The sequence below is a fragment of the Paeniroseomonas aquatica genome (assembly GCF_030409335.1).
Classification (GTDB): domain Bacteria; phylum Pseudomonadota; class Alphaproteobacteria; order Acetobacterales; family Acetobacteraceae; genus Belnapia; species Belnapia aquatica.
The window spans coordinates 131,625-156,442 of record NZ_JAUFPN010000153.1 but is presented as its reverse complement, the minus strand read 5'-3'; the positions used below and the strand labels follow the sequence as shown (position 1 = coordinate 156,442).

Below are 24,818 nucleotides of genomic sequence, written 5' to 3'. Positions count from 1 at the left end.
CCCTTGCCGGAGGGATCACTCCCCCATGACGCTTCCCCGCCGTTCGCTGCCCGCCCTGCTGGGCGCGGCCCTTGCCGCCCCTGCCCTGTCGCCCGCCGCCGCCCAGGATGGCGGCACGCTCCGCATCGCCATGACCCTGGCGACCCTGCCGACCCAGAACGGCCCCCCCGACCAGGGTACCGAGGGGTTCCGCTTCATGGGCGCCACCCTCTACGACGCGCTGCTGGGCTTCGACCTCAGCCGGGCGGATAGGCCGGCCGGGCTGCGGCCGGGGCTGGCGACCAAATGGGAGGTGGATGCGGAGAACCGCGCGCTCTGGCGGCTCGAGATCCGCGAGGGGGTGCGCTTCCACGACGGCAGCCTGCTCGATGCCCAGGCCGTTGCCTGGAATTTCGACAAGGTGCTGAACCGCGCCGCGCCGCAATTCGATCCGGCGCAATCGGGCCAGATGGTGCCGCGCATCCCGAGCGTGAAGGCGTACCGGGCGGTCGATGCCCGCACGCTCGAGATCGAGACGCATGGGCCGGACAGCCTGCTGCCCTGGCAGCTCGCCTGGTTCCTGGTCTCCTCCCCGGCGCGGTGGGAGGCGGCGGGCGGCAAATGGGATGAGTTCGGCAAGCGGCCCTCCGGCACCGGCCCCTGGATCCTGGAGCGATACGAGCCGCGGCAGCAGGCGGTGCTGCGCCGCAACCCGGACTACTGGGACCGCGACCGCATCCCGAAGACCGAGCGGCTGGTGCTGCTGCCGGTGCCGGATGCGGCGACGCGGACGGCGGCGCTGCTCTCGGGCCAAGCGGATTGGATCGAGAGCCCGGCGCCGGACATGCTGGACCGGCTGCGCTCGGGCGGGGCGCAGGTGCTGACCGGGGTGATGCCGCATCTCTGGCCGCAGGTCTTCAGCCGGGTCGATGGCTCCCCGCTGAACGACATCCGGGTGCGCCGGGCGCTTAACCTAGCGATCGACCGCGAGGGCATGGTGCGGGAGCTGCTGGGCGGGCTCGGCCGGCCGGCCCGTGGCGTGGTGCAGCCGGAAAGCCCCTGGTTCGGGGCGCCGCAATTCGCGGTGCGCTACGACCCGGCTGAGGCGAAGCGGCTGCTGGCCGAGGCCGGCCATGGCCCGGGCAACCCGCTGGCGCTGCGCTTCATGATTGCGCCCTCCGGCTCGGGGCAGATGTACCCGCTGCCGATGAACGAGTTCATCCAGCAGAACTTCCGGGATGTCGGGGTGAACCTCAGCTTCGAGGTGCTGGAATGGCAGGCGATGCGGGCGCGGCGCGATGCCGGCGGCGCCGCCGGGCCGCAGAACCGGGGCATCCATGCGCTGAACAACAGCTGGAACTCGATGGACCCGGTCGGCGCCTTCCTGCGGCATGTCGAGACCCGCATGGTGCCGCCGGCCGGCTTCAACTGGGGCATGCTGTCGGACCCGGAATTCGACCGGCTGGCGACCGCGGTGAAGGCCGAATTCGACACGGCGAAGCAGGATGCGCTGCTGGCCCGCATCCATGAGCGGATGGTCGATGAGGCGGTGTGGCTCTTCGTCGTGCACGACGTGAACCCGCGCGCGGTCTCGGCGCGGGTCCGGGGCGTGGTGCAGGCGCAGAGCTGGTTCGTCGATGTCTCGCCGGTCAGCCTGCGCTAGCGGCGGGCAGGCGATAGAAGACCAGGCCGCCGATCTCGGCGGTCGGGACATGGCCGATGGCCCAGCCCGGCATCTCGGCCGCGTCGTGCCAATGGGTGGCGCCCAGGGTCGGGTCCGGCAGGGCGCCCGCGGCGGCGCGCTGGGCGATGCGGCGGCAGACCTCCAGCAGCGGGTCCGGCCGCGGCTCCGGCAGGGCGCCGCCGCTGGGGGCCGAGCGGTCGCGCAGTGCGGCCAGCAGCGCCCGGCGGTTGGGATGGCGCGGATTCCAGCAGCCAAACAGGAAGGGCGCCCGGCATACCTGGGGCAGCAGCGCGGCCCAGCCCCCGGCCCGGCCACCCGGGGCATCGCTGGGCGCTGCACCGGGCGCGAAGCGGGCGCGGGAGCCGGCCTCCCCGGCCGCCAGGCGGGCGCGGTTCACCACCAGGGCGGCCAGCGCCTCCAGCGCCCGCACCGGCCGGTCCCCGGCCTCGGCGCGGAGGGTCAGGGCGAAGATCTCGGGCGCGGTCATGCGTCGTCCCTCTCACGGTCACGGCTGCGGAGGGTGCCGGCATGCTTCACCTCCTCCAGCTTCTCCTCGATCCGCAGCAGGTGCTGCGACAGCCGGCGGTCCACGTCGCGGATGAGCGTGAGCGGCACGTAGCTGCGCGCCACCTCCAGCTTGAATTCCGCCAGCTCGTCGCGGGTGCGACCGACGGCGTCGCTCTCCCGTTCCGTGGTGCGGTCGATGCGGTCATGCAGGTCCTTGCGGAGCCCATGGACCATCCAGAACAGGGCGGCGACCACCGGCGCCTCCACTGCGCTGATCCACCAAGTGGGTTCGATCTGCATCGCGGCTCTCCCTGCCTCCTTGAAGCCGCGTGCCGGGACGACCACCCTCGGGGGCGGCACCGGGACGCGAATGACACGTGACGAATTGGAACCAGCCCTATCTCGAGACCTGTTGCCGCGCGGCGCTGCACCGGCTGACGCTGGTGGGGGCCGGCGGCAGGCCCGACGGGCTGAAGGACGGGCCCTGCCTCGCCCGCCTGCAGGGCATGGGGCTGGCCCGTCTGCGGGCGGATGAACGCTATGAGCTGACGCCGGCGGGCCTGGACCGCCATGCCAGCGAGATCCTGCACCGGAAGAAGGCGGGCTAGCGCCGCCCCCTAGCCGCGCCAGGGCAGGCTGCGGGGCGCCGGGACCGCGGCCGGCAGGCGCACCGGCTCGGCCAGCAGGCAGCCGGCCAGGGCATCCAGCGCATCGTCCCGGGCATTCACCGCATCGGGTCGCCAGGCCGCCATCTCGCCGGCGAAGGGGGTGCGGAACACCCCCTCATGGGCATGCAGGCGGCGCGCGGCCAGCGCCGGCTCCAGCGCCGCCAGGATGCGCTCCGCCTTGGCCCGGCGGCTGGCATGCTCGATGACCGTGCAGGGCGCCCCGGCCCGGGCCAATTCCCGCCGCAGCAGCGCCGGCAGGAAGCGACCTAGGCCGTTGGTCTCGACCCGGATGGCCGGCAGCAGCAGCTCCCGCGCCAGGCCGGCCACTGCGCGGCACTGCTGGGTGGCCGGGTCGACCGGGCTGTCCGGGTCGTGCGTCAGGTAGGCGAGGCGGTGCAGGTAGTGGTTGCCCTCGCCATCCGCATAGGTGGCGGCGAGGACCGAGGCATCGCCGCTGCCGGGCCGGCCATAGGCCGGGTCCCAGAAGCCGCCGCCCGAGAGCAGGCGATGGCCGAGCAGCGAGAGCTGGGCGCGGCCGCCGGCCTCGCGGTATTCGGGCTCGGCCGCGTAGCGGATGATGAGCGCGGGATCGAGCCGCAGCGCCGCCTCGGCGACCGGCTGCAGCAGCATCTGCCGGGTGAAGTGCAGCGGCCCGGCGCGGCGGCGCAGGGCCTCGATCGCCTCCGGGGTGAAGCGTTCGGGCCAGGCGCTTTGGCCCGCCGCATCCAGCAGCGGCAGCACCAGGCGGCGGTAGCCGCGCAGGAAGGCGGCCGGGTCGGTCGGGGGCAGGTAGAGCGTATCGGCGCAATGCGGCGTGCCGGCGAAGAGGATGCGGCCGTCCGGCACCAGGACGAACTCCGTCTCCGCCAGGCGGGTGCGCAATTCCTCCCGCTTGGCGATGGTGTCGCAATTGCCGGCGACCTCGACGTCGTCGCAGATGATGAGGTCGGCGCGCGCCCCGGTGATGTTGCCGCCGAGCCCCTGGGCCAGCATCGAGGGATCGCGCAGCACCTGCTCGCGCGCCACGGTGAAGCGGTCCATCGCCCAGCTCTCGGCATGGCCGGGCAGCAGCGGACGGCACAGCGGATGGCGTTCCAGGATGCGGCGCACCTGGGCCACCATCTTCACTGCCAGCGGCTGGTCCGCAGCCAGCACCAGGATGCGGGTCTCCGGCGCCCGCAGCAGCCGCCAGGCGCAGAACAGCCCGACCAGGCTGGACTTGCCGCAGCCGCGGAAGGCCATCAGCAGCAGGCGGCGGTCCTCCGCATCCCAGCGGGCCTGCAGCCAGCGCGCCATGCGCTGGTGCGGCGCGGGCGTGCCCTGGTTCTGGGTGGCGTTCCAGATCCAGGCGAATTCGAGGAAGTCAGCTTCCGGTGCCGGCGTCATCGGCTTCGGGTTCCTCCAGGGCCAGAGGTGGCATGCGGGCGCGCCATTCGATGATGGAGGCGGCGACCTCCCCCGCCTCCTCCGCGGTGCCGGTATCCTGCGCCAGCTTCAGCAGCTGCTCGATGTGGCTGAGGGCGGCCCGGCCGGCGGCATGGCGGGCGGCGAAGAGCTTGGTCGCCCCGTCGTCCGCCGCGCCGGCGACGAAGTCCTGGTAATCCGCCAGCAGCAGCCTCGCCACGGCGGGGAGGTCGCCGCGGGGCGGCCTTCGCTTGGCAGCCATGCCGGTCAGAGCCGCGGCTTCACGGCGCGCAGGAACAGCGTCCCGGCGCCGAGGGTGATGCTGCCGCCGCTGATGTTCTGGGCGGTCACGCGGACCTGGTTGGTGCTGGCGGTGCCGCCGACCGCGGCATGGAAGACCACCCCGCCATTCTGGAAGCCGATGGCCTGGGCGAAGCCGGCGCGGACGAAATCCCCCTGCCGCACCCCGGGCAGGGTGACGTCGAGCGTCGCCGTCGCCCCGGCGGCCAGCGTCGGCACGGTCCAGGCGACGTCGGCGACGGTGTATTCCCGCTTGCCCCAGGCCCGGCCGGCGCCGAACAGCAGCCGCGGCGCATCCAGCGCCGAGGTATAGAGCCGCAGCGACCGCAGCACCGCGCCGGGCGAGCTGCCGCGGACGCCGATGGCGGCATAGTGCGCGTCCGCATGCAGGGTGACCCGCTGCAGCCGGTTGAGCGCCAGCCCCCCGGTCGGCGCATCCAGGTCCGCATTGCCTTCCCACCAGTAGGAGGGCGGGCCCTGCATGACGGTGTTCATGTTGGAGAAGAGCAGCGGGCTGCCGCTGCCGAGCACATTCTCCGCACCATCGAACTGCATCGCCACGGGCCGCAGGCCGCTGCCTTCGGCGGCGATGAGGAATTCCTTGCACTGGCTGCAATCGACGACGAAGGCGACCGCCCGGGAGGTCGGGATGGTGACGTCGTCGGCGTTCAGCGTGAGGAGGTTGAGGCCGGGGAAGCAGAAGCCGTTGAGCGTGGAGGGCGACCCTGCCGGATTGCCCGAGAGGACCGCGAGCTGGTCGAAGCCGATGCCGTCGGCCACCGCGATGGACTGGCGGAAGGCGATGGCGCGCAGGTTCTCCGCCGCCGCCACCAGCCGTGGCGCGCCGACCGCCGCGGTCGCCTGGTGCATCGGCACCACCGTGCCGCCCGCCCGGCTGGCACCGGCGTAGTCCACCGCGCAGCCGAGGAAGCCGTAGGTGCCGACATAGGCGACCTCGTAGCGCGCATCGCTGAAGCCGCCGGTATGGCGGGCCACGTAGGGCGAGCAGGCTTCCATGCGGATGCCGCTGGCGGTCAGCGCCCGGCCGTCGACCTCGACCAGGAAGGGGATGGCGTCCACGGTGCCGGGCGTGCCCTGGCGCTGCAGCTCGAAGGCCGGACCGAGGAAGAGATGGGCATTGTGCAGGGTATAGGCCCCCGCCGCCGCCGAGAGCCGGATGCCGAAGCGGTCCAGCCAGGGATTGGTCGTGCTGGAACAGGCGAAGTGGCCGCCATGGTGGCGCAGCGAGTTCATCCAGGCGCTGGCGGTCAGCGTCCGCAGGTCGAGGCCGATGCGGTTATCGACGATCCGGCCGTAGCGCAGGTCGCTGTCCTCGCTGCCCCGGGCATCGCCGATGACCTGCACGCCGATGGTGAAGCGCTCGGCCCGGGCCACCTCGACCTGGCAGGCGTCGATGTTGCGGAGCTGGATGCCGATGTCGGCCTCGCTCGACCAGTCGCTCTGGGTGGCGCGGACCACGCCGAGGCCGAGGTAGCGCTTGCCCTGGTTGTTGGCACCGCCGGCGTCGCCGAGGGTGAGCGCCGCGGTGCCGGCCGGCCCGGCATAGAGGATGGTGCCGCGCATCACCAGGCCGGCCGCGGCCCCCGGCAGATGCAGAGGCTGGCTGCTGCGGAAGGTGCCCTCGCCGATCTCGAGCAGCTTGCCGCTGGCGGCGGCGGCGGTCATCGCCGCCTGCAGCGACGGGCCGTCATCCGTGCTGCCGTCGCCGGTGGCGCCGAAGTCCCGGGCGGTCAGCCGCTCGCCCAGCTTGTCCTCGACGGTCTGCGGCACGGCGCCTGGAAAGTTGAGGGTCAGCAGCCCCTCGTCCCGGGCGAAGGTCGTGACGTTGCCCAGGCTGTCGAAGCCGAGCAGCCGGTTGGCCCGGCCGCCCCGCAGCGGCAGGGTGGTGATGCCGGTCTCCGAGGGATCGAGGCGCAGCGCATTGCCGATGCCGTCCTTTGCCTCCTGCAGGATGGCGACCTGGTAGTCCAGCTCGTCGTTCAGCGTCCGGGCCCGCAGGATGCCATTGGCCTGGAAGTCGGTGGTGCGGGCGACGGGCAGGTTCCGCCGCAGGGTGATGGCGCTGCCGCCGGCCGGGGCGCTGTCGAAGATCACGCTGCCGCCGGCGGAAGCGCCGGCGCCGGTGATGGCGAAGCCGCCGGCCAGCGGCGCCCCGTTGCGCGTCACCTCGATGTCGCCGGCGGCGAAGATCGGGAAGGGGTAGGTGAAGCTGGTCTGGACGCCGTCGGCCACGTACTGCACGCGCGGCGCGACGTCGCCGATCTTGATGTGCTCGTCCATGCTTCGCTCCAAGGGAAATGCGGGTCGCGCCGCGGTTCAATCCAGCAGGTTGCGGGCGGCCACGCCGAAGCTGCGGCCGGATTGCAGCAGGCTGGTCAGGGTCCCGTCCGGGTTCAGCAGGCTGCTGCGGCCCTGCGCCATGCGGGCCTGCAGGGTGGCGGTGTCGGCGCCCTGGGCCGCAGCCGACTCGGCGGCGAGGCCGGCGGCCAGCGCCGCGGCCGAGCCGCCGTCCGGCGAGATCCCGCTGGCCGCGGCACGGGCGCGGGCGGCCGCGATGGTGCGGGCCAGGGTCTGCTGACGCTGCAGCGCCTGCTGCTGCTCCTGTGCCGCCAGCGTCTCCTGCCGCGCGGTCTCCTGCGTGGCGGTGACCTGCGCCTGTGCGCGGTTGCTGGCATGCAGCGCCTGGCTCTGGCGCACGTTGCCGTAGATGGTGGCGCCGGCCCCGAGCACGGTGGCGATCGATGCGAGTGCGCCCATCAGTCGGTGATCCTCGTCTCGGTGGTGACGGAAAGCAGCGTCATCGGCAGCGGCGTGTCGTCCTCGATCCGCCAGAGCGGCCGCATCGCATCCTGGTGCCAGCCGAGCGCGCGCAGCCGGACGTCGCCGGTGAAGGCCAGCGGCGCGGCATCCAGCAGCGCGGTGTCCAGCCGGCGGAAGGGCACCGGCACCGGACCGCGGCCGAGGTCGACGGCGAGCGCCACCGTGTCCAGCAGGCGGAAGGTCACCGCGACCAGCCGCAACGGCGCGGCCCGGGTGCCGGCGACCCCGGTGAGGTCGGGCGGCAGGGGCTCGATCACGTGGCGGAAGGGCAGGCCGATCTGCACCCGGGTCGAGGCCGGGTCGATGGTCACCCGGCCGGCGACGACGGTGGCGGCCCCGCGCGGGGCGCCCTCGGCCACCACGCCGACGCCGCGGCCCTCGAGGTGGGCGAGGCCGGACCAGTCGTCCTGCGGCGCGGCCGCGGTGCCGGTCAGCGCCGCATCCAGCGCCAGGGCATCGTCGAAGCACTCCAGCCGCGGCGTGCCGTCGCGTTCCACCACCGCCCAGACGGTGCCTTCGACCTCGGCCAGGGCGCGGAAGGCGCCGTCGGTCTCCTGCCGGGTCCAGGCGGTGACCTGCTCGGCCCGGTAGAGCGTGAGCGTCGCCAGCCCGCCATCCGCCATGGCCACGTGCAGCAGGCGCCGACGCTGGTCGTAGCACATCCCGACCGGGTCGCGGACCAGGTGCTGGGCGACCAGGGCGAGGTCGTTCGCCTGATAGAGCTGCTGCAGGTCGGTATAGGTGAACTCGAAGATCCCGCGCCCGCTGCGGGCGGCGAAGATGGTCGCGCCGTCGACGTCCACCGGCTGCACCAGCCGCGTCACGAGGGAGCCGACGCGGGTTTGCCGGGTGAGCTGGATGCTCCCGGGCGTCAGCGGCGCGCCGGTGACCATCCATTCGGTGCCGGAGGTGAAGACCTGCAGGTGCTGGCCGGAAAAGACGCCGCGGATGGCATTCACCTGGTCGGAGACGAGGCCGAACTCGATCGCCTGGTCGTCGAGCCCGGTGCCGAGGTCGAAGTTGAACAGATCCCCGGTGCGGGACAGCCAGAGCCGGTTCGGCAGGTCCCGCGAGCCGCCGAGCACCAGCCGGTCCTGGTGGAAGCAGAGGCAGACCGGCCAGCCACGCGCCGCGGAAAAGGCGGCCTCGTCCCAGTCCGTCGTCGCGGCAGTGGAGGCCAGCGTCTCCTCCACATTGGCCACCGCGACGGTGGCGGAGGCGATGCCGGTGACGACCACCCGCCTGCCGGCGATCCGGAAGCGGACCCCGGCATGGGCCGCGACGAAGACCGGGGCGGACGCGATGAGGGTGACCGAGCCGCCGGTGCCGGATGGCGCCAGCGATACCGCCAGGGCGGCGAAGCGATGGAAAGGCTCGCCGGCGAAGGACCACGGCGCGACGGTCCAGCTGGTGTGGCTGCTGCGGGTGACCCGCTGCGGCGGCATCTCCGGATGGCACAGCAGCAGCGTATCCGCGCTCTGCGTGAAGGCGAGCTGCGGCAGCATGGCCGCGGTCCAGGGGCCGGCAACCTGGGCCACCTGCCCGTCGTCGACATAGACCGACAGCAGACCCGCGGTCAGCACCAGCAGGTAGGTCTGCTCGGTGTTGAACTCGAAGGCGATGAGGCGCGCCGCGCCGGGCAGCATGGCCACGTGGCGCAGGCCGGGGCGGCGGGTGACGCCGCCGGTCGGCTGGATGAAGACGTTGCGCAGCACCCGCGCGCCATTGGCCCAGGCGCGCAGGTCCGGCCGGCCGAGCAATTCGGGCGCCACCTCGCCGGCGGTGAAGCTGGTCTTCAGGGTGCGGGACTGCGACATGCTCAGCCTCGCGCCGTGATGAGGGGGAAGTCCTCGAAGGCGCGCGGCGTCGCCTGCTGGCTGTCGGTGCGGCGGGCGCTGCGCAGTTCCTGCTCGGCCTGGGCCAGCAGCAGCTGGGCACGGCCGGTGTTCTCGGTCAGCGGGATGCAGAACTCGGCCGCCAGGCGGGCGGTCAAGGCCGCGGCGAAGAAGGCCGGGAAGGCGCCTTCGACCGGGCGGAAGATGTAGCTCAGCACCACCTGCTGGGCATTGCAGTGCAGCCGGTCCTCGAGCAGCCGAAAGGTCAGGCCGCGGCCGCTGTCCGGCACCCCGGCCGAGAGGGCGCGCAGGAAGTCGGCGGGAAGCTGGTAGGCATAGGCGAAGTCGGCGGTCGGCCGGGCGGCCAGGCGCGGCAGGCAGGCTTGGCCCGTGGCGAAGCTCCAGGGATGCGACGAGAGCAACGCATCCCGGGTGCCGGCATAGAGGTTCGCCGCCACCTCGGCCTCGGCGGTGCCTTCGTCGAGCGAGGCGATCGGCTGGGCGCCGATCTTCAGCAGCGCGCGCGTGCACAGCGCGAGGGCGGAAAGGGCCATCGGTGGGGAACTCCGGCAATGACGGGGATGCCCCACCCCCGCGCGGGGGTGGGGCGGGCGGCGCGGTTATTCCTTGCAGCGCATCCGGACCACGCCGGTGTCGTCCACCAGCACCGCGCCCTGGCTCATCATCGTGTTGACGAAATGCGCGGCGCGGTCGCCGTGCCAGGTCACGTCGGTCGAGATCTCGGCGGCCGAGGCGTGGCCGACCGCGGTCTTGTGGAAGAAGTAGCAGTACCGCAGCAGGCCGTTCTTGGTGAGGCCGCTGTGCGGCATCCAGGTGGCGCCGAGCCAGCGCTTGGCCTGGGTGCCTTTCCAGGGCAGTTCGTCCGGGCCCATGTACTGGGTATTGGCGAATTCCGGGATGGTCAGCAGCTCGCTCCACTGCTTCCAGCCGACCACTGCGAAGCGGCCGCCGTCGTCCGGGACATCCGCCTCGCCCAGCATCTCGAAGGCGAGGAGCACCTTCGCGCGGGTCAGGCCATCCGTATCGGTCTGGCCGGACAGCGCCCCGAGCGCCTCGCGGGTGCCGCCGTCGAGCGCCGCGATGATCAGCTCGTCGGTCTTGCGGCCGAGGGCATAGGCGCCGGCATTCGCCACCACCGAACGCTCGTCGATGTTGGTCTTCAGCTCATCCATCCGGTCGACCCAGTCGCCGGCGTAGTAGTCCTGCAGGAAGCACTCGACGTTGGTGTGGTCGATGTTCATCACCGGCACGACGCCGTTGCGCGCCTTGGCCGCGGCGGTGCCCTTGCCGACCTTCTGGAAGATGGTGGAGGCGCCGCGGACGTCGACCTTGCTGCGCACGGCGGGGCGCAGCTTGCTGCCCTGGCGCTGGTAGGCTTCCTGCACTTCGGCCTGGTACTGCTTGATGAAGGCCTGGTCGATCGAGCTGGACATGGGTTGCCCTTTGCTTGCGGTTGCGGAGGCCGCGCCGGCGCGGTTTGCCCCTCGCGGGACCGCGCCGGCACGCAGCGCCACGGCTCCGTCCGTCGGCCGGATGGGGTTGTTCGTGGCGGAAATGACGCGGGGGCGGGCGGCGCGGCCCTGGCCGGCGCCGTGGCCCGCCCCCGCCGGGGCCAGCGGCGGCCATGCCGCGGGCCCCCTCGGCAGGGCGAGCGCACCCGGGGGGGTGTGCGGCTCGAGCCCTGCCGGATGCGGATCAGCTGCCGACGAGGCGGCGGAAGCCGTCGGTGACGCGGCGGACGAAGGCCGGTTCGCGCGTGCGCCAGTAGCGCGGGTCGCGCATCATGGCCCGCAGCTCCGCCTCGGTCTCCTGCGGCGGCGTTGCCGCGTCCCGGGCAAGGCCGGGTTCCTCGGTCTGCATCATCCGCTCCAGCGCCAGCACCCCCTCCGCGGTGGAGGCGAGCGCGGCATAGACCGGGCCCGGCAGCTTCGCCTTGCCCCAGGCGGCGAGCTGCGCGGCCATGGCCTTGAAGCGGTCGGCGCCGCCGAAATGCGTCACCAGCCTCTCCCGCTGACGATCGGCCTCGAATTCGGCGGCGGCCTCGGCGATCAGCGGCAGCAGCCGCTGGGCCGCGAGGTCATAGACGAGCTGCGCCTGCTCGTTCGAGAAATGCGCAGCGTGCAGCCGGCAGTTCACGTCCGGATCGGCACCGCAGAGCTCGTGCGGGGAGGTGATGCTGTAGCCATCCGGCGTCTCGGGGATGCCCATGGCCTGGCGGAAGCGCAGCAGATCCTCAGGCGGCGTATCCGCGGCCGGCGGCGCGGTCCGCTGCGACAGCCGGCGTTCCAGTTCGCGATAGGATTTCAGCAGCGCCTCGATGCGGAGCATGCCGCCCTCGGCATCCCAGAATTTCTCCGGCACGTCGGCGGGACGGGGGGCCGGGCGGGGCGTGGTGGCCGGCGGGGCGGCGTCGACGGGCTGCAACAGATCCTCGGGCATCGGTCGGGTCACTCCCGGTTGGGTTGGGTGGGGATGAGCACCTCGGCCGGCGCGCCGAGGGTACGGGCCAGCCAGCGCGTCGCGGCGGCGGCATCGACCTGCCCGGCGGCAGCGCCGCCGAGCTGGCCGACCGCCTGCAGGAACAGCAACGTATTCGCCGCATCCGCCCGCCCCTGCATCCGGGCCAAGGGACTCTCGTAGCGCAGCGCCGCCGCCCGGCCGTCCAGCAGGACCGTGGGGATCTCGCCGCGCCGGCGCAGGATGCCGAGGCAGCGCGTCACCAGCGGCGTCAGCAGCTCGGTCTGCAGCCGGCCATAGGTGGCGCCGAGCAGACGCGCGGTCTGCGCGCTGCGCTCCAGCACCTCGGTCGCGGTCATCCGGCTGTCCTGCAGGGCGCCCAGCCGGTCCGCCAGCAGCGCGCCGCGGATGCGGCCGCGCAGATCCTGCAGCACCAGCTGGGAGACGTCGAAATTGCCCGGCGCCGCGAGTGGCGTCAGCCCGGCGCTGCCGGGCGCCTTCGGGATGATGGCACCCGGCACCAGCTTCACCGTGGCGGGGTTGAGCACCCCGTCATCCTCGGCCTGCCAGATGCCCGTGGCGGCAATGGAGGCGTTCTTCAGCACCAGTTCCACCACCTTGTTGGCGGTGCGGATATCCGGCAGCGCCTTCATCACCGGGCCGCGGCCGTAGAGCTCCCCCGGCACCTTCAGCCAGCGGAAGGCGATGCAGGGGCTTTCGGCGAAGCGCCCCTCCGCCAGCAGTAGCGGCCGGCCGGGATCCGTGGTGAGGATGGCGGCGTAGCGGCTGCCGCCGCGCTCGGCCCAGATCGCTTCCAGCAGCGGGTGCGGTGCGGGGTCGTCGCTGGCCGCGGCGCGCGCGAGGTCGGGTGGCAGCTCGGCCGCGGGAAAGCGCTGGCGCAACTGGCCGGCGCTCAACGCGAGCTGGCGATAGACGGTATCGAGCCGGCCATCGGCGCCTTCCTCGAGCACCGCGCCACGCAGCGGCACGGCGGCGAAGCGGAAGGCGGACGCCTCGCCGAGCGGCGCTTCCTCCACCAGCAGCACGCCGGTGCCGGCCACGACCAGTTCCAGGAAGGCCTGGTGCATCTCGACCGCGAAATTCGAGCGGTCGAAATGCCCCTGCAGCGTCACCGCCACATCCTCCAGGGCTTCCGCGGCGGCACGGGCCTCGGGCCCGTCCTGCAACGGCCGGGCCGGGGCGATGCCGAACCAGCGCGACCAGGGCGGCGTCAGCTCCGCGAGCAGGGAGGCGGCGAGCTGCTCGGCGGCATCGGCGGCGGTCGCGTCGAACAGCGCCGGGCCGCTGCCGAGGGGCGGCAGGGTATGCTCGTAGCAGGACTGCCAGAGGGGCTCGAGCGGCCGGCGCCGCTCGACCGCGGCGGCGTGCCGCCGGAGGATCTCTTCGACATGCATGCGGCTGTTTCCTATTCGCCGAGCAGCGATTTGCGGGCCACCCGGGGCAGCGGCGCGAGCACGCCCCGGTCGGAGGTGGCGATGGTGCCTTCGAGCCCGCGCGCAGCCCGGCTGCGGGCCTCGGCCTGGGTCTGCTGGCCCGCCTGCTCCGGCGTCGGCGGCGCGACGGCGGGCGTCGGGGCCGGGGGCGGCGGGATGATCACCGGCTTCGGGGCACGGAACAGGCCACCCATGCGCGTCACCTCGGGATAGGGGGAAAAGGCCCGGGCCCGAAAAGCCCGCGAGCCCGGCCCTGTCGGGACCGGGCTCGCGGCAATTTGGGGAACGGGAGGGGGGTCAGCGGGCGCAGCTCGCCCGTTGATGAAGGTTGTTTATCCTATGATTTCGAGGAATGCAAGATTTATTTCTTATTGTTGATGAAAGTCCGATGTCGGGATGGCCTTGCATGGCAGGCCACCTCGAGGCCGCATCCGGAGCGCGCGCAGTCATCCGAGGGGTGGACAGGGACGGCGTCGGTCCGGCCGGAGGCAGGAGACCGAGGCAGGGCCGCCCGCGTCAGGATGCGGCCGGCAGTCCGGCTTGCAAGGCGCGGAACAGGCCGAAGGGCGTCAGCGCGAAGGGGGCGCCGCCGCCCAGGACCGCGCGGCACAGGGCCACGCAGGAAAACGGCGCCAGCGGCGGCAGCCATTGCGGTCGCGGTTCCGTGGGGGCGTAGGGGCCGAGCACGGTGAGGCCAGCCCGGCGGTAGAAGGCGGGCAGGTCGAAGCCCGGCGGCAGGTCGAGGCGCGCCACCACGAGCCGGCCGGTCAGCGGATCCAGCACGGTCCAGCCGGCCTCGTCGGCCAGGGCCGCGAAGCAGTGCCGGAATCCGGGCCGCAGCAGCCGCAGCCAGGGCTGGTCGGCCTGGCCGCCGAAGACGATGAAGGCCTGCTGGCCGACCGACCGGGCGGCCCGCCGATGGGCCGGTCCGGTCACCGCCCGCCCGGCGGGAAGGCCAGAACCTGGGCCGGGCCGGCCACCAGCAGCGGACCGGTGACGATGCCCTTCACCCGCAGCGGCCAGTCGAGCCGGCTCATGGCCTCGTGCCACAGGCGCCAGTCGCCGGCCTCGCCCGGCTGGCGGGCATCGGGGGCGGTGCCGCGCTCCCCCCAGATCCGCAGGATGCGGGCATGCTGCAGGTCGACCCGCCGGTGCCGGTAGAGCCGGTCCAGGCACTTCACCACGTCGTCCGGCTCGCAGGGCCGGGTGACCAGGCCGGCGCCGGAGACGATCCGCGCGCCGTCGCGCCGGGCGACCAGCGCCGCCATGGTCCAGAACCAGGCCTCCTCGACCGTGTGGAACGGCACCTCGGCGGCCTGACCGGCACGACCCGGGATGCGGCTGGCGCGGATGGAGGTCATCGAGGCATGTCCTTCCTGGGCATGAGAACGTTTCGAGAACGTAAACCTCGCGCCGATGCTTCGGCAAGCGGAAAGAAAGGATAATTCGCCTATTGATCTTTGATCCCATACCTAGGATGTTATGCCCATGGAGTGACCCCACATCTAGTCCATCGTCCGCGGCCGCGGGCATGGCGGGTCTGCCGTCGAGCGCGGCGGCAGGAGCGGGCGGCAGGAGCGGGCGGCAGGAGCGGGCGTGACACACGACGAGATCTGGCGGGCACTCGATGCCCTGGCCGCCGAGAACGGGCTTTCGGCCTCTGGCCTGGCGCGCAAGGCCGGGCTTGATGCCACCGCCTTCAATCCTTCGAAGCGCATCGGCGCGGATGGCCGGGCACGCTGGCCCTCGACCGAAAGCCTGGCCAAGGTGCTGACCGCGACCAGCACGGGCATGGCCGACTTCGCCGCCCTGGTCACCGGCATGGCCGCCGCCCTGCCCCGTGGCAGCCGCGGCCCCGCCGCACGGCGCATCCCGCTCATCGGCCTCGCCCAGGCGGGCGGCGAGGGCTATTTCGACGATGGCGGCTATCCCGTCGGCGGCAGCTGGGACGAGATCTCGGTGCCGGAAGTCGGCGACCCCAATGCCTATGCGCTGGAGATCTCGGGTGAGAGCATGGAGCCGGTCTTCCGCGACGGCGACATCGTCATCGTCTCACCCGGCGCACCGATCCGCCGGGGCGACCGCGTGGTGGTCCGCACCGAGAAGGGCGAGGTCATGGCCAAGGAACTCAAGCGGCAGTCCGCGCGGCGGATCGACCTGCGCAGCCTGAACCCGGCGCATCCGGACTACGCCTTCGACCTTACCGAGATCACATGGATGCACCGGATCGTCTGGGGCAGCCAGTAGCCGTCAGGCAGGCACCGCCGCAGGCCGCCGCCGCAGCGCCAGCGTCCCGAGCAGCGCCAGCGCGGCCAGGTTGCAGCCGATGCCGACCTGCCAGGCGATCGCATAATAGCCATAGGCATCATAGAGCACGCCTGCCAGCCAAGCCCCCGCCGCCATGCCGGACAGGCTGAGGAACAGCAGCGCCGGCACCCGCCAGGCAGCCTCCCGTGCCGGAAAGAGCTCCCGCACCGCCAGCACGTAGGCCGGCACGATCCCGCTGAAGCCGAGGCCGAAGGCGGCGGCGATGAAGAACAGCCCGGCTTCGTCCTGGGTGGCCAGGAAGGCGGCCATGCCGACGGCCTGGCAGATGTTGCCGGCGATCACGGTGTTCAGCCCGCCGATGCGGTCGGAGACCCAGCCCCATAGCTGCCGGGCGACGAAGGCCATGGTCAGCAGGACCGACAGCATCGCCGCGCCATGCGAGCCGGCGATGCCGAGGTCGCCGCAGAAGGCGACCAGATGCGCGGCCGGCATCGCCATGGGGATGCAGCACAGGAAGGAGGCGAAGGCCAGCAGCCCCAGGGCCTGGTTGGGCGGCAGGCCGAAGACCGGTGGGGCCGCCATCGCGTCTCGGGCGGCACCGCCGACCGCCAATGGCCGCGGCGCCGGACGCAGGACCAGCGCCGCCAGCGGCAGGATGACGGCGGCGGCGAAAACCCCGTAGCCGAGCATCGTCCGCTGCCAGCCATAGGCGGCAATCGCCCGCTCGAAGACCATGGGCCAGATCGCGCCGGCGACATACTGCCCGGAGGACACCAGCGCCAGCGCCGTGCCCCGCCGCCGGTCGAACCAGAGCGAGACATAGGTCATCATCGGCGGATAGAGCGCGCCATTGCCGAAGAACCCGACCAGCAGGCCGAAGCCGGCGACAAGCTGCCAGGCCGCGCCGCCCGCGGCGAGCAGCAGCCCGCAGCCGACCATGGCGCCGCCGACGAAGGCGACGAGGCGGGTCGAGGTCCGCCCGGCCAGCCAGCCCATCAGCATGCCGCCGGCGCCGGCCCCGAGATAGGCGAGCGAGGAGGCCAGCGCCGGGATCGATCGCGCCCCATCCAGGTCGGCCGCGATCGCCGGCAGTGCCACCACCACCAGCAGGGGCGCCCCGAAGGATACCGACAGCATGGTCACGGCGGTGATGGCGATGACCCAGGAGGCGCGGGTCTCGATGCTCGGCGGGGCGTCGCCTGACGATCCGGGCATGCGGTCCGATCCTTCAGCTTCCGCGCATCAGGCCATGCTGCGGCAGGGCCGGCCATCGCCGTGCCGGAGGCTGCCGGTCACCAGCACATCAGCATCCGCAGGCCGCCGGCGTCCCGCACCACCCGCCCGGCGGTGCGGCCGGCGAAATGCGTGCCGATGACCAGCACCGGCCTGCCAGCCAAGCCGCCGAAAATGCGGCGCCGTGTCGCCTCCGCCTGGACCGGGTCGGCATCGGCGGTCGAGTTCCACTCGGGCCGGGCGAGCTGGCAGGGATGATGGGCGATGTCGCCGGTGATGAAGGCTTCCTCGCCTTCGGAGGCGATGTGGACGCTGACATGGCCTGGGGTATGGCCGAAGCTCGGCACCAGCCGCACCTCGTCGCACAGCCGGTGGTCGGGCGCGACCAGCTCGTGCAGCCCGGCCTCGATGACCGGCAGCACCGAATCCGCCATCACCGCCGCCTGCGCCGCAGGAACGGCCGCCTGCGACCAGTGCTCGAATTCCCGGCGACCGAAGAGATAGCGGGCATTCGGGAAGGTCGGCTGCCACCGGCCATCGACCAGGCGCGTGTTCCAGCCGACGTGGTCGGTGTGCAGATGGGTGCAGAGCACGGTGTCGATGCTCTCGGGCGGAAAGCCCGCGGCCGTCATCTCCGCGAGGAACCGGCCCTGGCGGTCGTTCCAATGCGGGATCTTGCGACCCTGCTTGTCATTGCCGAGGCAGGTATCGACGATGATGCGGCGGCCGGGTGCCTCGATCACCAGGGCGTGGATGCTGAGCCGCAGCCGACCATTCTCGTCCGCGAAATCCGGCACCAGCCAGTCGATGCGCCGCACCTCCTCCGGGGTCGCCTGCGGCAGGAGGAAGCGGCTGCCGCCGGTCGCCTCCAGTTCGACGAGCTTGCTGACGGTGACCTTGCCGATGGTCCACTGCATGGCTGTCGCCCCCTGCCCTGCTTCGTCCCGGCGCCCATCTCAACGGCAGGGGACGCGAGGGTCAAGCGGAGTGCAGCACGGCGGTCCCGGCACGGTGCGGCGCCGGCTGGCTGGCGGAGGTCGGCGCCTTGCTGCCGATCCCGGCCATCCGCTCCAGGGCCTCGGCGGTACGGGCGCGCTGCCAATACTCGTCCGCCAGGCCTTCCGGGCAGGCATCGTCGAGCCACAGCAGATAGGCACGGGTGCGAATGCGGGCGAGGCGGGCGGCATCCGGCATGGTGAAGCTCCTGACAGGCAAGCCATCAACGTCATCCGGGCCGGATCGTATTTCTGCCTCGGACGCGTCCGAATGCACCGATGCGCGATGCACGGGCGGTTGACGTGCGGGCTCGGCTTACTCGGTCCATGGTTCATCCCGTAACGGCGTGACGGTGGGACAGTGGAGACCGCGACCAAGGAACGACCAGATCACGGTGCCAGCGCCTCGGTCGTCAGGACCGCGGCAGGCACGATGCCGTATTCGACCTGGTCGGAGGCGCAGCGGCATTGGCGTGCCCAGGCCAAGGCGAGCACCCCGACCCGTCGCCGGCGCCGGCACGCGCACCGGATCGACGTGGTGCAGTGGCTGCTAGACCTGCAACGCGGCGGCAATCCCTGGGTGACCCTGGGCGGCGCCTTCCTGGCCTGGGGTACGGTGGTGTTCCTGACGCTCAGCCTGCTGGAGGTGATCCAGCTCTAGCCCGGCTGGAGAACATCTGTTCCCCCCGGCACCTTGCGCACCTATGGTGCCGCGGATGTCGCAGTCCCGACCCGCGCCGCCCCGCCTGTTGCTGCCCGATGCCCCCGCGCTGATCGCCGGGCTTGGGCGCGCCACGCTGCTGACCCCGGATGGGGAGTTGCTGGAGATCCCGGCGAGGGAGCTCGCCCGCCACCTCGCCGGCACACCGCCGCTGCTGGTCCATGGCCCTGCCACCGCACGCCGTCTGGATCTGCCGCCCTTCGATGCCGCCTTCGACCTGCTGGAGCTGTTCGCCTTCTGCATGCCCGGCCGCCCTGCCGCGCCGACGCCGCGCGGCCTGGCCATGGCGCTCGACCTGCCATCCCCGGCCGATGACTCCGCCGCCGCCGCGCTGCTGCCGGAGATGGCGACCATCATGCTGCGCCACCTCGCCGCCGGCCGCGGCCTGCCGCTGAACCGCGACGCGGCGATGCTGGCGGCGCAGATGGACCGGGTGGCGGGTTGGCCCTGGGCGCCCTCGGTCATCGCCGCGCTCGGGGGCAGCGCCGAAGCGAAGGCCTCGCTCGATCCCTACAAGGTCTGGCGCCGCCTGCCGGATTGGGAGGACCCGGGTCCGGCCCAGCCGGCCGGCAGCTTCGACGTCTCCTCCGCCGATGCCCGCGCCCGGCTGGCGCATATCCTCGGCGACGGCGCGGAACAGCGGCCGCAGCAGGCCGACTACGCCTCCGCCGCCAGCGGCGCCTTCGCCCCGCGCGAGGACAAGGGCTCGCCGCACGTGATCCTCGCCGAGGCGGGAACCGGAACCGGCAAGACGCTGGGCTACATCGCCCCGGCCAGCCTCTGGGCGGAACGCAACGGCGCCCCGGTCTGGATCAGCACCTTCACCCGCAACCTGCAGCGGCAGATCGACCAGGAGCTTGGCCGGCTCTACCCGGATCCGGAGGAGCGGCGCCGCCGCGTCGTGGTCCGCAAGGGCCGCGAGAATTACCTCTGCCTGCTGAACCTCGAGGAGATGCTCGGCCAAGCATCCCATCCCGACATGGCGGTGCCGCTCGGCCTGGTCGCCCGCTGGGCGCTGGCGACCAAGGACGGCGACCTCATGGCCGGCGACTTCCCCGGCTGGGTCACCGAACTCTACGGCCCCGCGGCGATCTGGCCGCTGGCCGACCGGCGCGGCGAATGCATCCGCTCCGCCTGCCCGCGCTACAAGCAGTGCTTCGTCGAGCATTCCATCCGCCGCGCCCGCACCGCGACGCTGGTGGTCGCCAACCATGCGCTGGTCATGGTGCAGGCGGCGATGGGCGGGGCCGAGGATGCGCGCCCGCTGCGCTACGTCTTCGACGAGGGCCACCACCTGTTCGATGCCGCCGATGCCGCCTTCTCGGCCGCGCTCTGCGGCGCCGAGACGGCCGAGCTGCGCCGCTGGCTGCTGGGCGCCGAAGGCGGCCGCAGCCGGGCCCGCGGACTGCGGCGCCGGATCGAGGAACTGGCCAGCGACCTGCCCGAGGTGCTGCCGCCGATGGAGGCCGCGCTGAACGCCGCCCGTGCCCTGCCCGGCCTCGGCTGGGTGAGCCGCCTCTCGGAGGAACCGCGCGAGCCCACCAGCGAGGCCGCGGCCGAGCGGCTGGCCAACCCGACCGAGGTCTTCCTCCGCGCCGTCCGCCGCCAGGTGCTGGCCCGCGCGCCGGAGGAGGACGGCGTGTACGACGTGCAATGCGACCTCTTCCCGCTCGGCGAGGACCTGCCCGATGCCGCCGAGGCGCTGGAGCGGGCGATGAAGCGTATCGCCGAGCCCCTGGTCAGCCTCTGCGACAAGCTGAAGGCGCGGCTGGAGGACGAGGTCGAGGAGCTGGAGACGGCCGACCGCATCCGGCTGGAGACCGCGGCGAAGGGCATCGAGCGCCGTGCGCTGATCCCGCTGGCGGCTTGGCAGGGCATGCTGCAGGCGCTGCGCGCCGCGCCGCCGGTCCCCGGCGAGCGCCGCACCTTCGTCGATTGGCTGGCGCTGACCCGGCGCGAGGGCCGCGAGGTGGATGCCGGCCTCCACCGGCACTGGCTGGACCCGACCACCCCCTTCGCGCTGAATGTCGCCGCCCCGGCGCATGGGCTGCTCATCACCTCCGCCACCCTGCGGGATGCCAGTCTCGCCGAGGACCAGGAGGCCGCCTGGGTTGCAGCCGAGGCCCGCACCGGCGCCAGCCATCTGGCGATGCCGGCGATCCGCGCCGCCGTCGCTTCGCCCTTCAACTATGCCGCCAATACCCGCGCCTTCGTGGTGACCGACGTCGACAAGGCCCGCTCCGGCCAAGTCGCGGCGGCGATGCAGGCGCTGTTCCAGGCCTCCGGCGGCGGCGGGCTCGGGCTGTTCACCGCCATCCGCCGGCTGCGCGACAGCTTCCGCCACATGGCCCCGAACCTCGAAGCCTCGGGCATCCCGCTGTACGCCCAGCACATGGATGCGATGGACAATGCCACCCTGGTGGATGTCTTCCGGGCGGAGGAGAATTCCTGCCTGCTGGGCACCGATGCCATGCGGGACGGCGTCGATGTCCCCGGCCGGTCGCTGCGGCTGCTGGTCTTCGACCGGGTGCCCTGGCCGCGGCCCTCGATCCTGCACCGGGAGCGGCGCATCCATCTCTCGGGCGGCGACCCCAAGGGCTATGACGACGCGCTGGCGCGGCACCGGCTGCGCCAGGCCTTCGGCCGGCTGATCCGCCGGGCCGACGACAAGGGGGTCTTCGTCCTGCTCGACCGCTCCTGCCCCAGCCGCCTGCTGGCCGGGCTGCCGGAAGGGGTTTCGATCCGCCGGACCGGGCTTGCCGAAGTGGTGGCGGAAACCCGGTCCTTCCTGGCAGAAGGGTGACAGGGCGGGCTGTTGACGCCAGCCGCCCGGCGCGCGACCACCCCCGGGAAAGCGAGGCCCCATGCCCAATACCCGATTCAATCCGCAGGAAGCCCTGGTCTGCGCCATGGTGCTGATGGCGGCCTCCGACCGTACCATGTCGGATGCCGAGCTCGCCATGATGTCCCGGCTGGTGCAGACCCTCCCCGCCTTCAGCGATTTCCATCCCAACGGCATCTCGAGCGTCACCGAGACCTGTCTGACGCTGCTGGACAGGACCGACGGGCTGGATCGCGCCTGCACTTTGATCCGCGAGGCACTGCCGTCCCGCCTGCGGGAGACGGCCTATGTGCTGGCCTGCGAGGTCGCCGCGGCCGACGGCGACCTGACCCAGGAGGAACTGCAATTCCTGCAGGATTTCCGCATCGCCATGGATCTCGACCGGCTGATCGCCGGGGCCATCGAGCGGGCGGCGCGGGCCCGCTACCAGGTCATCTAGAGCCGACCCGCGGGACCACCTGGGCCACCGCCGGCGTTGCCACCGGCCGCCGGCGCCAGAAGGCCAGGCACAGCAGGCTGGCGGCGGTCAGGCCGGTTACCGCCCAGCCGCCCCACTCCCACTGGGTCAGGCCGATCGCCACCCGCAGGTTCCGCACCGGCCGATCCACGACCACCTGGACAAGGCCATCCGGCCCGGGCCGCACCTGGAGGGCGTGCCCGCTGCCATCGGTGGCCTGCCAGGCCGGGAAGTAGAACTGCGGCAGGCTGAAGGTGGTGGTGGCCTCCGGCAGCACGAAGCCGCCGGGGATGCGCTGGGTGCCGGCCGGCAGGGGCGGCCGGGGGAAGGGCTCGGGACCCTTCTCCGTCTCCGTCCCGCGCCACAGGCTGTCCCATCCCGCGTGCAGGGCCCAGACCGGCAGGTGTTCCGGCGAGGTCCCGCGCGGTGAGACCAGGGCACGCTCCAGCCGCTGCTCGGGCGGCAGGAACCGCGGCCATTCCGGATTGCCGAAGGCGGTCATCACCCAGACGAACAGCGGCGGCAGCGCCGCGCTGCCCAGACCGAGCAGCAGCACCGCCGGCCGGGTCATGCGCGCACCGCCGGCCAGCGCCAGGGCCGCCAGGGCGGCGACCGGCATGGTCAGCACCCCGGTCGCCCGCCAGGGGAACTCGATCGAGCGGAGCTGCGGCAGCACGATCCACAGCGGCAGGGTCACCACCGTCATCAGCGCGAAGGAGGAAAACAGCAGCACCATCGCCGCCCGGCGCAGCGGCGACTGCGGCATGGCCCGCGCCAGCCAGCGGAAGGTCAGGGCCATGAGCACCGCTGCCCAGCCCGTCGTCCAGACCACGAGCAGGAACTGCACCCACACCGCGGTCCCATTGAGCCCGCCGTAGAACATCAGGCTGTTCTGCCAGATGCCGCCGTCCAGGCCCTCGAAATTGGCGTCCTTCAGCAGCGCCGCCGCGGGCAGGATGAAGCAGGCGGCGAGGCCGGCACCGCCGATGCCTCCCGCCAGGGTGCGCAGCGCCCCACGCGGGCCGCCATAGGCCCAGCCATAGATCGGGGCGAGATGGGCCACGAGGGCGCAGCTTGGCAGGTGCGTCATCGCCAGGGCGCCGAAGACCAGGGCCAGGCCGGGGATGCCGCGGCCGTCGCGGCTTTCCGCGGCGCGTTCGATGGCCAGCAGGAGGAAGGGCAGCATGGCCGCCCCGGCCACCTCGGCATAGGAAAAGCGGATCCAGGGATTGACCAGCGCCGGGTAGGGCAGCAGGGCCGCCAGGGCCGCCGCCGCCAGCGCCGCTGCCGGCGGCACGTGCCGGCGCAGCCAGAGGAAGCAGCCGCCGAGGAACACCAGCCGCCACAGGGTCATGGTCACCGCCAAGGTATCGGCGATATTCAGGCCGGTGGCCCGACGGACCAGCGCGGCGATCCAATAGCCCATCGGCGGATAGGTGAAGAAGGTGATGCCGCCGAGGCCGAAATTCGTCTCCATCACCCAGCGCGGCCACCAACGACCCTCGCTGATGCCGGCGTCCATGAAGGACAGGGCAGTGAGCGCGAAATTGGCGTCATGGGCGAAGTTGCGGCCATAGACCGGCACGCCGAGCAGAGGCGTCATGGCTGCGGTGAGGACCACAAGCGCGCTGAGCAGCAGACCGAGGCGAAGGGTCATGGAAGCGATTCCTCGGTGCGGGCGGACCCGAGCCGCATGGGTCCTGGCAGCAGGCGGACCAGCAGCCAAAGCAGCATGACGATGTCGAGCACGTGGAGGGCCACGGTGTAGCGGACATGGCCCGCCTCCACGGCGGAGGTGACCAGCAGGCTGCCGTGCAGCACGATGGCCGTACCCCAGATCAACGCCATGTCAGGCGAGGCACGGCGCCGGATCACCGGCCAGGCCAGCAGCGGTATCAGCACCAGCCCCAGCACGGCGCCGCCGACCGCCGCGCCGATGAGAAGCACCTGACCATGCAGGGGCAGATCATAGCGTTCCAACCCCCAGCAGTTGTTCATCTCACGGCAGAAGGCAAAGGCATTCCGGTCAGCCGGCACGGTGGTGGCCCAGGCTGGCCAGTAGGCGGGCTGGATGATCAGGCTGAGCCAGTCATGCGCCCAGAGCTGCAAATACTCGCCAGGATGCGCGCTGATCAGGTCGCGTGCGATGGCCCTCGCCAACAGGTCCTTGCCCCGTCCATCGGCGGCGATCCACTCCGGCCACTCGCGGGCGGCGGTGGGCCAGAAGGCGGGAAAGCGGACGTCGCCGGAGGACTGCACCTGCGCCCGCAGGCGCGCCGCAATATCCGGCTGTTCCGCCATCAGGCGCCGCGCCTCGGCGGCGGCCGGCAGCACGGCCTGGACCGCGCTGGGCTTACCCACCGCATCCTCCGGCCGCAGCAGCACCAGTGCCTTGCCAAGAAGGGAAATGCCGGCCCAGGATCCGATCTCGAAATGGCCGTGCCGCACATAGGTCCAACCCATGCCGGACAGCAGCACACTCACCGCGATGACCCCGGCGATCGCCGCACGCTGCAATGCCGGCCACAGCGGGAAGCGTCGGTCGAAGACGGCGACCAGAAGCGGCAGCGGCAGGAAGGCCATGCCGGTGCTGCGCAGCAGGGTGGACATGCCGAAGCAGGCCGCCGCCACCAGCAGCGGAGCCAGATCGCCCCGGCGGGCATGGCGGCACAGCATCGCCAGGCCGATCAAGGTCAGCGAGATGAACACCGATTCGGTCAGCAGCCACCGGCTGCTGTCGTAGACGGCCGTCTGCAGCAGGATCAGCGGAATGGCGAGGATGGATACCAGCGGGCTGCGCAGCAAGCGGCCGAATTCGGTCGCAAAGACCGCTATGGCGCAGCCCAGCACGACCAGCTGCGCCAGCGGCAGGCCTTCCAGCCCACCGGTCAGAAATATCCAGCAATTGGCCAGCCAGCCATAGATTGGCGGCCGATAGCCCGCCATCTGCAGATAGGCCGCTGAGTCGCCGGTGGTGATGGGCAGCAGGGGCAGGTGGCGCGCCATCCGCAGCACGAATACCAGGGCCAGCGCCAGACTGGGCACGGTGAAGAGGAGATCACGTTTGCCTGGGCTGGCAGCGGCTCCAAACAAGGCCAGGGAAGGCGAGCCAAGCGGCATGCGGGGCAATGCGGTCTTTTGGTTCATGCGCA

General features: G+C 72.3%; 25 protein-coding genes. 6 read left to right on the top strand and 19 right to left on the bottom strand.

Annotation, left to right across the window (positions count from 1 at the left end):
- Positions 1–25 precede the first annotated feature (25 nt).
- Positions 26–1,642, top strand: coding sequence for an ABC transporter substrate-binding protein (locus QWZ14_RS15905; protein WP_290317725.1), 1,617 nt, complete (start codon positions 26–28; stop codon positions 1,640–1,642).
- Here the strand turns inward: QWZ14_RS15905 and QWZ14_RS15900 are convergent.
- Both QWZ14_RS15900 and QWZ14_RS15895 read right to left on the bottom strand, forming a co-directional pair.
- The gene (locus QWZ14_RS15900; RefSeq protein WP_290317724.1) at positions 1,629–2,150 is read right to left on the bottom strand and encodes a cell wall hydrolase; all 522 of its coding nucleotides are present in this window, start codon (positions 2,148–2,150) and stop codon (positions 1,629–1,631) included. The two genes, QWZ14_RS15905 and QWZ14_RS15900, sit on opposite strands and share 14 nt — an antisense overlap.
- On the bottom strand, positions 2,147–2,470 hold the full coding sequence (locus QWZ14_RS15895; RefSeq protein ID WP_290317723.1) for a hypothetical protein: 324 nt from the start codon (positions 2,468–2,470) through the stop codon (positions 2,147–2,149). Before QWZ14_RS15895 ends, QWZ14_RS15900 begins: the two co-directional genes overlap by 4 nt.
- Before the next feature lie 77 nt (positions 2,471–2,547).
- Here QWZ14_RS15895 and QWZ14_RS15890 point away from each other — a divergent pair, with 77 nt between their 5' ends.
- Entirely contained in the window at positions 2,548–2,778 is a 231-nt protein-coding gene (locus QWZ14_RS15890; protein ID WP_290317722.1) for a hypothetical protein, read from the top strand.
- Between the two features lie 9 nt (positions 2,779–2,787).
- Here QWZ14_RS15890 and terL read toward each other — a convergent pair whose 3' ends face one another.
- The 12 genes from terL to QWZ14_RS15830 all read right to left on the bottom strand — a co-directional run bounded on the left by terL (position 2,788) and on the right by QWZ14_RS15830 (position 14,511).
- Positions 2,788–4,224, bottom strand: a complete 1,437-nt coding sequence (terL, locus tag QWZ14_RS15885) for a phage terminase large subunit (RefSeq protein ID WP_290317721.1) — start codon at positions 4,222–4,224, stop codon at positions 2,788–2,790.
- Complete coding sequence (locus QWZ14_RS15880; protein ID WP_290317720.1) at positions 4,202–4,504, bottom strand: hypothetical protein; 303 nt, start codon at positions 4,502–4,504, stop codon at positions 4,202–4,204. Before QWZ14_RS15880 ends, terL begins: the two co-directional genes overlap by 23 nt.
- A gap of 5 nt (positions 4,505–4,509) precedes the next feature.
- Positions 4,510–6,843 (bottom strand): phage tail fiber protein, encoded by a 2,334-nt coding sequence (locus QWZ14_RS15875; RefSeq protein WP_290317719.1) that lies wholly within the window; start codon positions 6,841–6,843, stop codon positions 4,510–4,512.
- A 36-nt stretch (positions 6,844–6,879) separates the two neighbouring features.
- A complete protein-coding gene (locus QWZ14_RS15870) occupies positions 6,880–7,320 on the bottom strand; it encodes a DUF2570 family protein (RefSeq protein ID WP_290317717.1) in 441 nt (146 codons plus the stop codon).
- Entirely contained in the window at positions 7,320–9,200 is a 1,881-nt protein-coding gene (locus QWZ14_RS15865; protein WP_290317716.1) for a hypothetical protein, read from the bottom strand. Before QWZ14_RS15865 ends, QWZ14_RS15870 begins: the two co-directional genes overlap by 1 nt.
- A gap of 2 nt (positions 9,201–9,202) precedes the next feature.
- Complete coding sequence (locus QWZ14_RS15860; protein WP_290317715.1) at positions 9,203–9,772, bottom strand: hypothetical protein; 570 nt, start codon at positions 9,770–9,772, stop codon at positions 9,203–9,205.
- A gap of 66 nt (positions 9,773–9,838) precedes the next feature.
- Entirely contained in the window at positions 9,839–10,672 is an 834-nt protein-coding gene (locus QWZ14_RS15855) for a phage capsid protein (protein WP_290317712.1), read from the bottom strand.
- A gap of 262 nt (positions 10,673–10,934) precedes the next feature.
- Entirely contained in the window at positions 10,935–11,678 is a 744-nt protein-coding gene (locus tag QWZ14_RS15850; protein ID WP_290317711.1) for a capsid assembly protein, read from the bottom strand.
- An 8-nt stretch (positions 11,679–11,686) separates the two neighbouring features.
- Entirely contained in the window at positions 11,687–13,111 is a 1,425-nt protein-coding gene (locus tag QWZ14_RS15845; RefSeq protein WP_290317710.1) for a portal protein, read from the bottom strand.
- Positions 13,112–13,122: 11 nt separating this feature from the next.
- On the bottom strand, positions 13,123–13,344 hold the full coding sequence (locus QWZ14_RS15840) for a hypothetical protein (protein WP_290317708.1): 222 nt from the start codon (positions 13,342–13,344) through the stop codon (positions 13,123–13,125).
- Positions 13,345–13,666: 322 nt separating this feature from the next.
- On the bottom strand, positions 13,667–14,086 hold the full coding sequence (locus QWZ14_RS15835) for a hypothetical protein (RefSeq protein WP_290317707.1): 420 nt from the start codon (positions 14,084–14,086) through the stop codon (positions 13,667–13,669).
- A complete protein-coding gene (locus tag QWZ14_RS15830) occupies positions 14,083–14,511 on the bottom strand; it encodes a hypothetical protein (protein ID WP_290317706.1) in 429 nt (142 codons plus the stop codon). Before QWZ14_RS15830 ends, QWZ14_RS15835 begins: the two co-directional genes overlap by 4 nt.
- Before the next feature lie 235 nt (positions 14,512–14,746).
- Between QWZ14_RS15830 and QWZ14_RS15825 the strand changes: the two genes are divergently transcribed.
- Complete coding sequence (locus QWZ14_RS15825; RefSeq protein WP_290317705.1) at positions 14,747–15,397, top strand: S24 family peptidase; 651 nt, start codon at positions 14,747–14,749, stop codon at positions 15,395–15,397.
- A gap of 3 nt (positions 15,398–15,400) precedes the next feature.
- Here QWZ14_RS15825 and QWZ14_RS15820 read toward each other — a convergent pair whose 3' ends face one another.
- From QWZ14_RS15820 to QWZ14_RS15810, 3 genes are all read right to left on the bottom strand, one after another.
- Positions 15,401–16,633, bottom strand: a complete 1,233-nt coding sequence (locus QWZ14_RS15820) for an MFS transporter (protein WP_290317704.1) — start codon at positions 16,631–16,633, stop codon at positions 15,401–15,403.
- 77 nt (positions 16,634–16,710) lie between these two features.
- Positions 16,711–17,568, bottom strand: coding sequence for an MBL fold metallo-hydrolase (locus QWZ14_RS15815; RefSeq protein ID WP_290317703.1), 858 nt, complete (start codon positions 17,566–17,568; stop codon positions 16,711–16,713).
- 61 nt (positions 17,569–17,629) lie between these two features.
- Positions 17,630–17,845: a DUF2934 domain-containing protein gene (locus tag QWZ14_RS15810; protein WP_290317702.1), complete on the bottom strand. Its 216-nt coding sequence runs from the start codon at positions 17,843–17,845 to the stop codon at positions 17,630–17,632.
- A gap of 234 nt (positions 17,846–18,079) precedes the next feature.
- Between QWZ14_RS15810 and QWZ14_RS15805 the strand changes: the two genes are divergently transcribed.
- The 3 genes from QWZ14_RS15805 (at position 18,080) to QWZ14_RS15795 (ending at position 21,648) form a co-directional block, all read left to right on the top strand.
- A complete protein-coding gene (locus tag QWZ14_RS15805; protein WP_290317701.1) occupies positions 18,080–18,307 on the top strand; it encodes a hypothetical protein in 228 nt (75 codons plus the stop codon).
- A 55-nt stretch (positions 18,308–18,362) separates the two neighbouring features.
- Positions 18,363–21,170, top strand: coding sequence for an ATP-dependent DNA helicase (locus tag QWZ14_RS15800; RefSeq protein WP_290317700.1), 2,808 nt, complete (start codon positions 18,363–18,365; stop codon positions 21,168–21,170).
- 61 nt (positions 21,171–21,231) lie between these two features.
- On the top strand, positions 21,232–21,648 hold the full coding sequence (locus QWZ14_RS15795) for a tellurite resistance TerB family protein (protein WP_290317699.1): 417 nt from the start codon (positions 21,232–21,234) through the stop codon (positions 21,646–21,648).
- Here the strand turns inward: QWZ14_RS15795 and QWZ14_RS15790 are convergent.
- Together QWZ14_RS15790 and QWZ14_RS15785 are read right to left on the bottom strand one after the other, a co-directional pair.
- Positions 21,641–23,323, bottom strand: a complete 1,683-nt coding sequence (locus QWZ14_RS15790; RefSeq protein WP_290317698.1) for a hypothetical protein — start codon at positions 23,321–23,323, stop codon at positions 21,641–21,643. The two genes, QWZ14_RS15795 and QWZ14_RS15790, sit on opposite strands and share 8 nt — an antisense overlap.
- The gene (locus QWZ14_RS15785) at positions 23,320–24,813 is read right to left on the bottom strand and encodes a hypothetical protein (RefSeq protein WP_290317697.1); all 1,494 of its coding nucleotides are present in this window, start codon (positions 24,811–24,813) and stop codon (positions 23,320–23,322) included. The genes QWZ14_RS15790 and QWZ14_RS15785 overlap by 4 nt, the downstream gene beginning before the upstream one ends.
- Positions 24,814–24,818 lie beyond the last annotated feature (5 nt).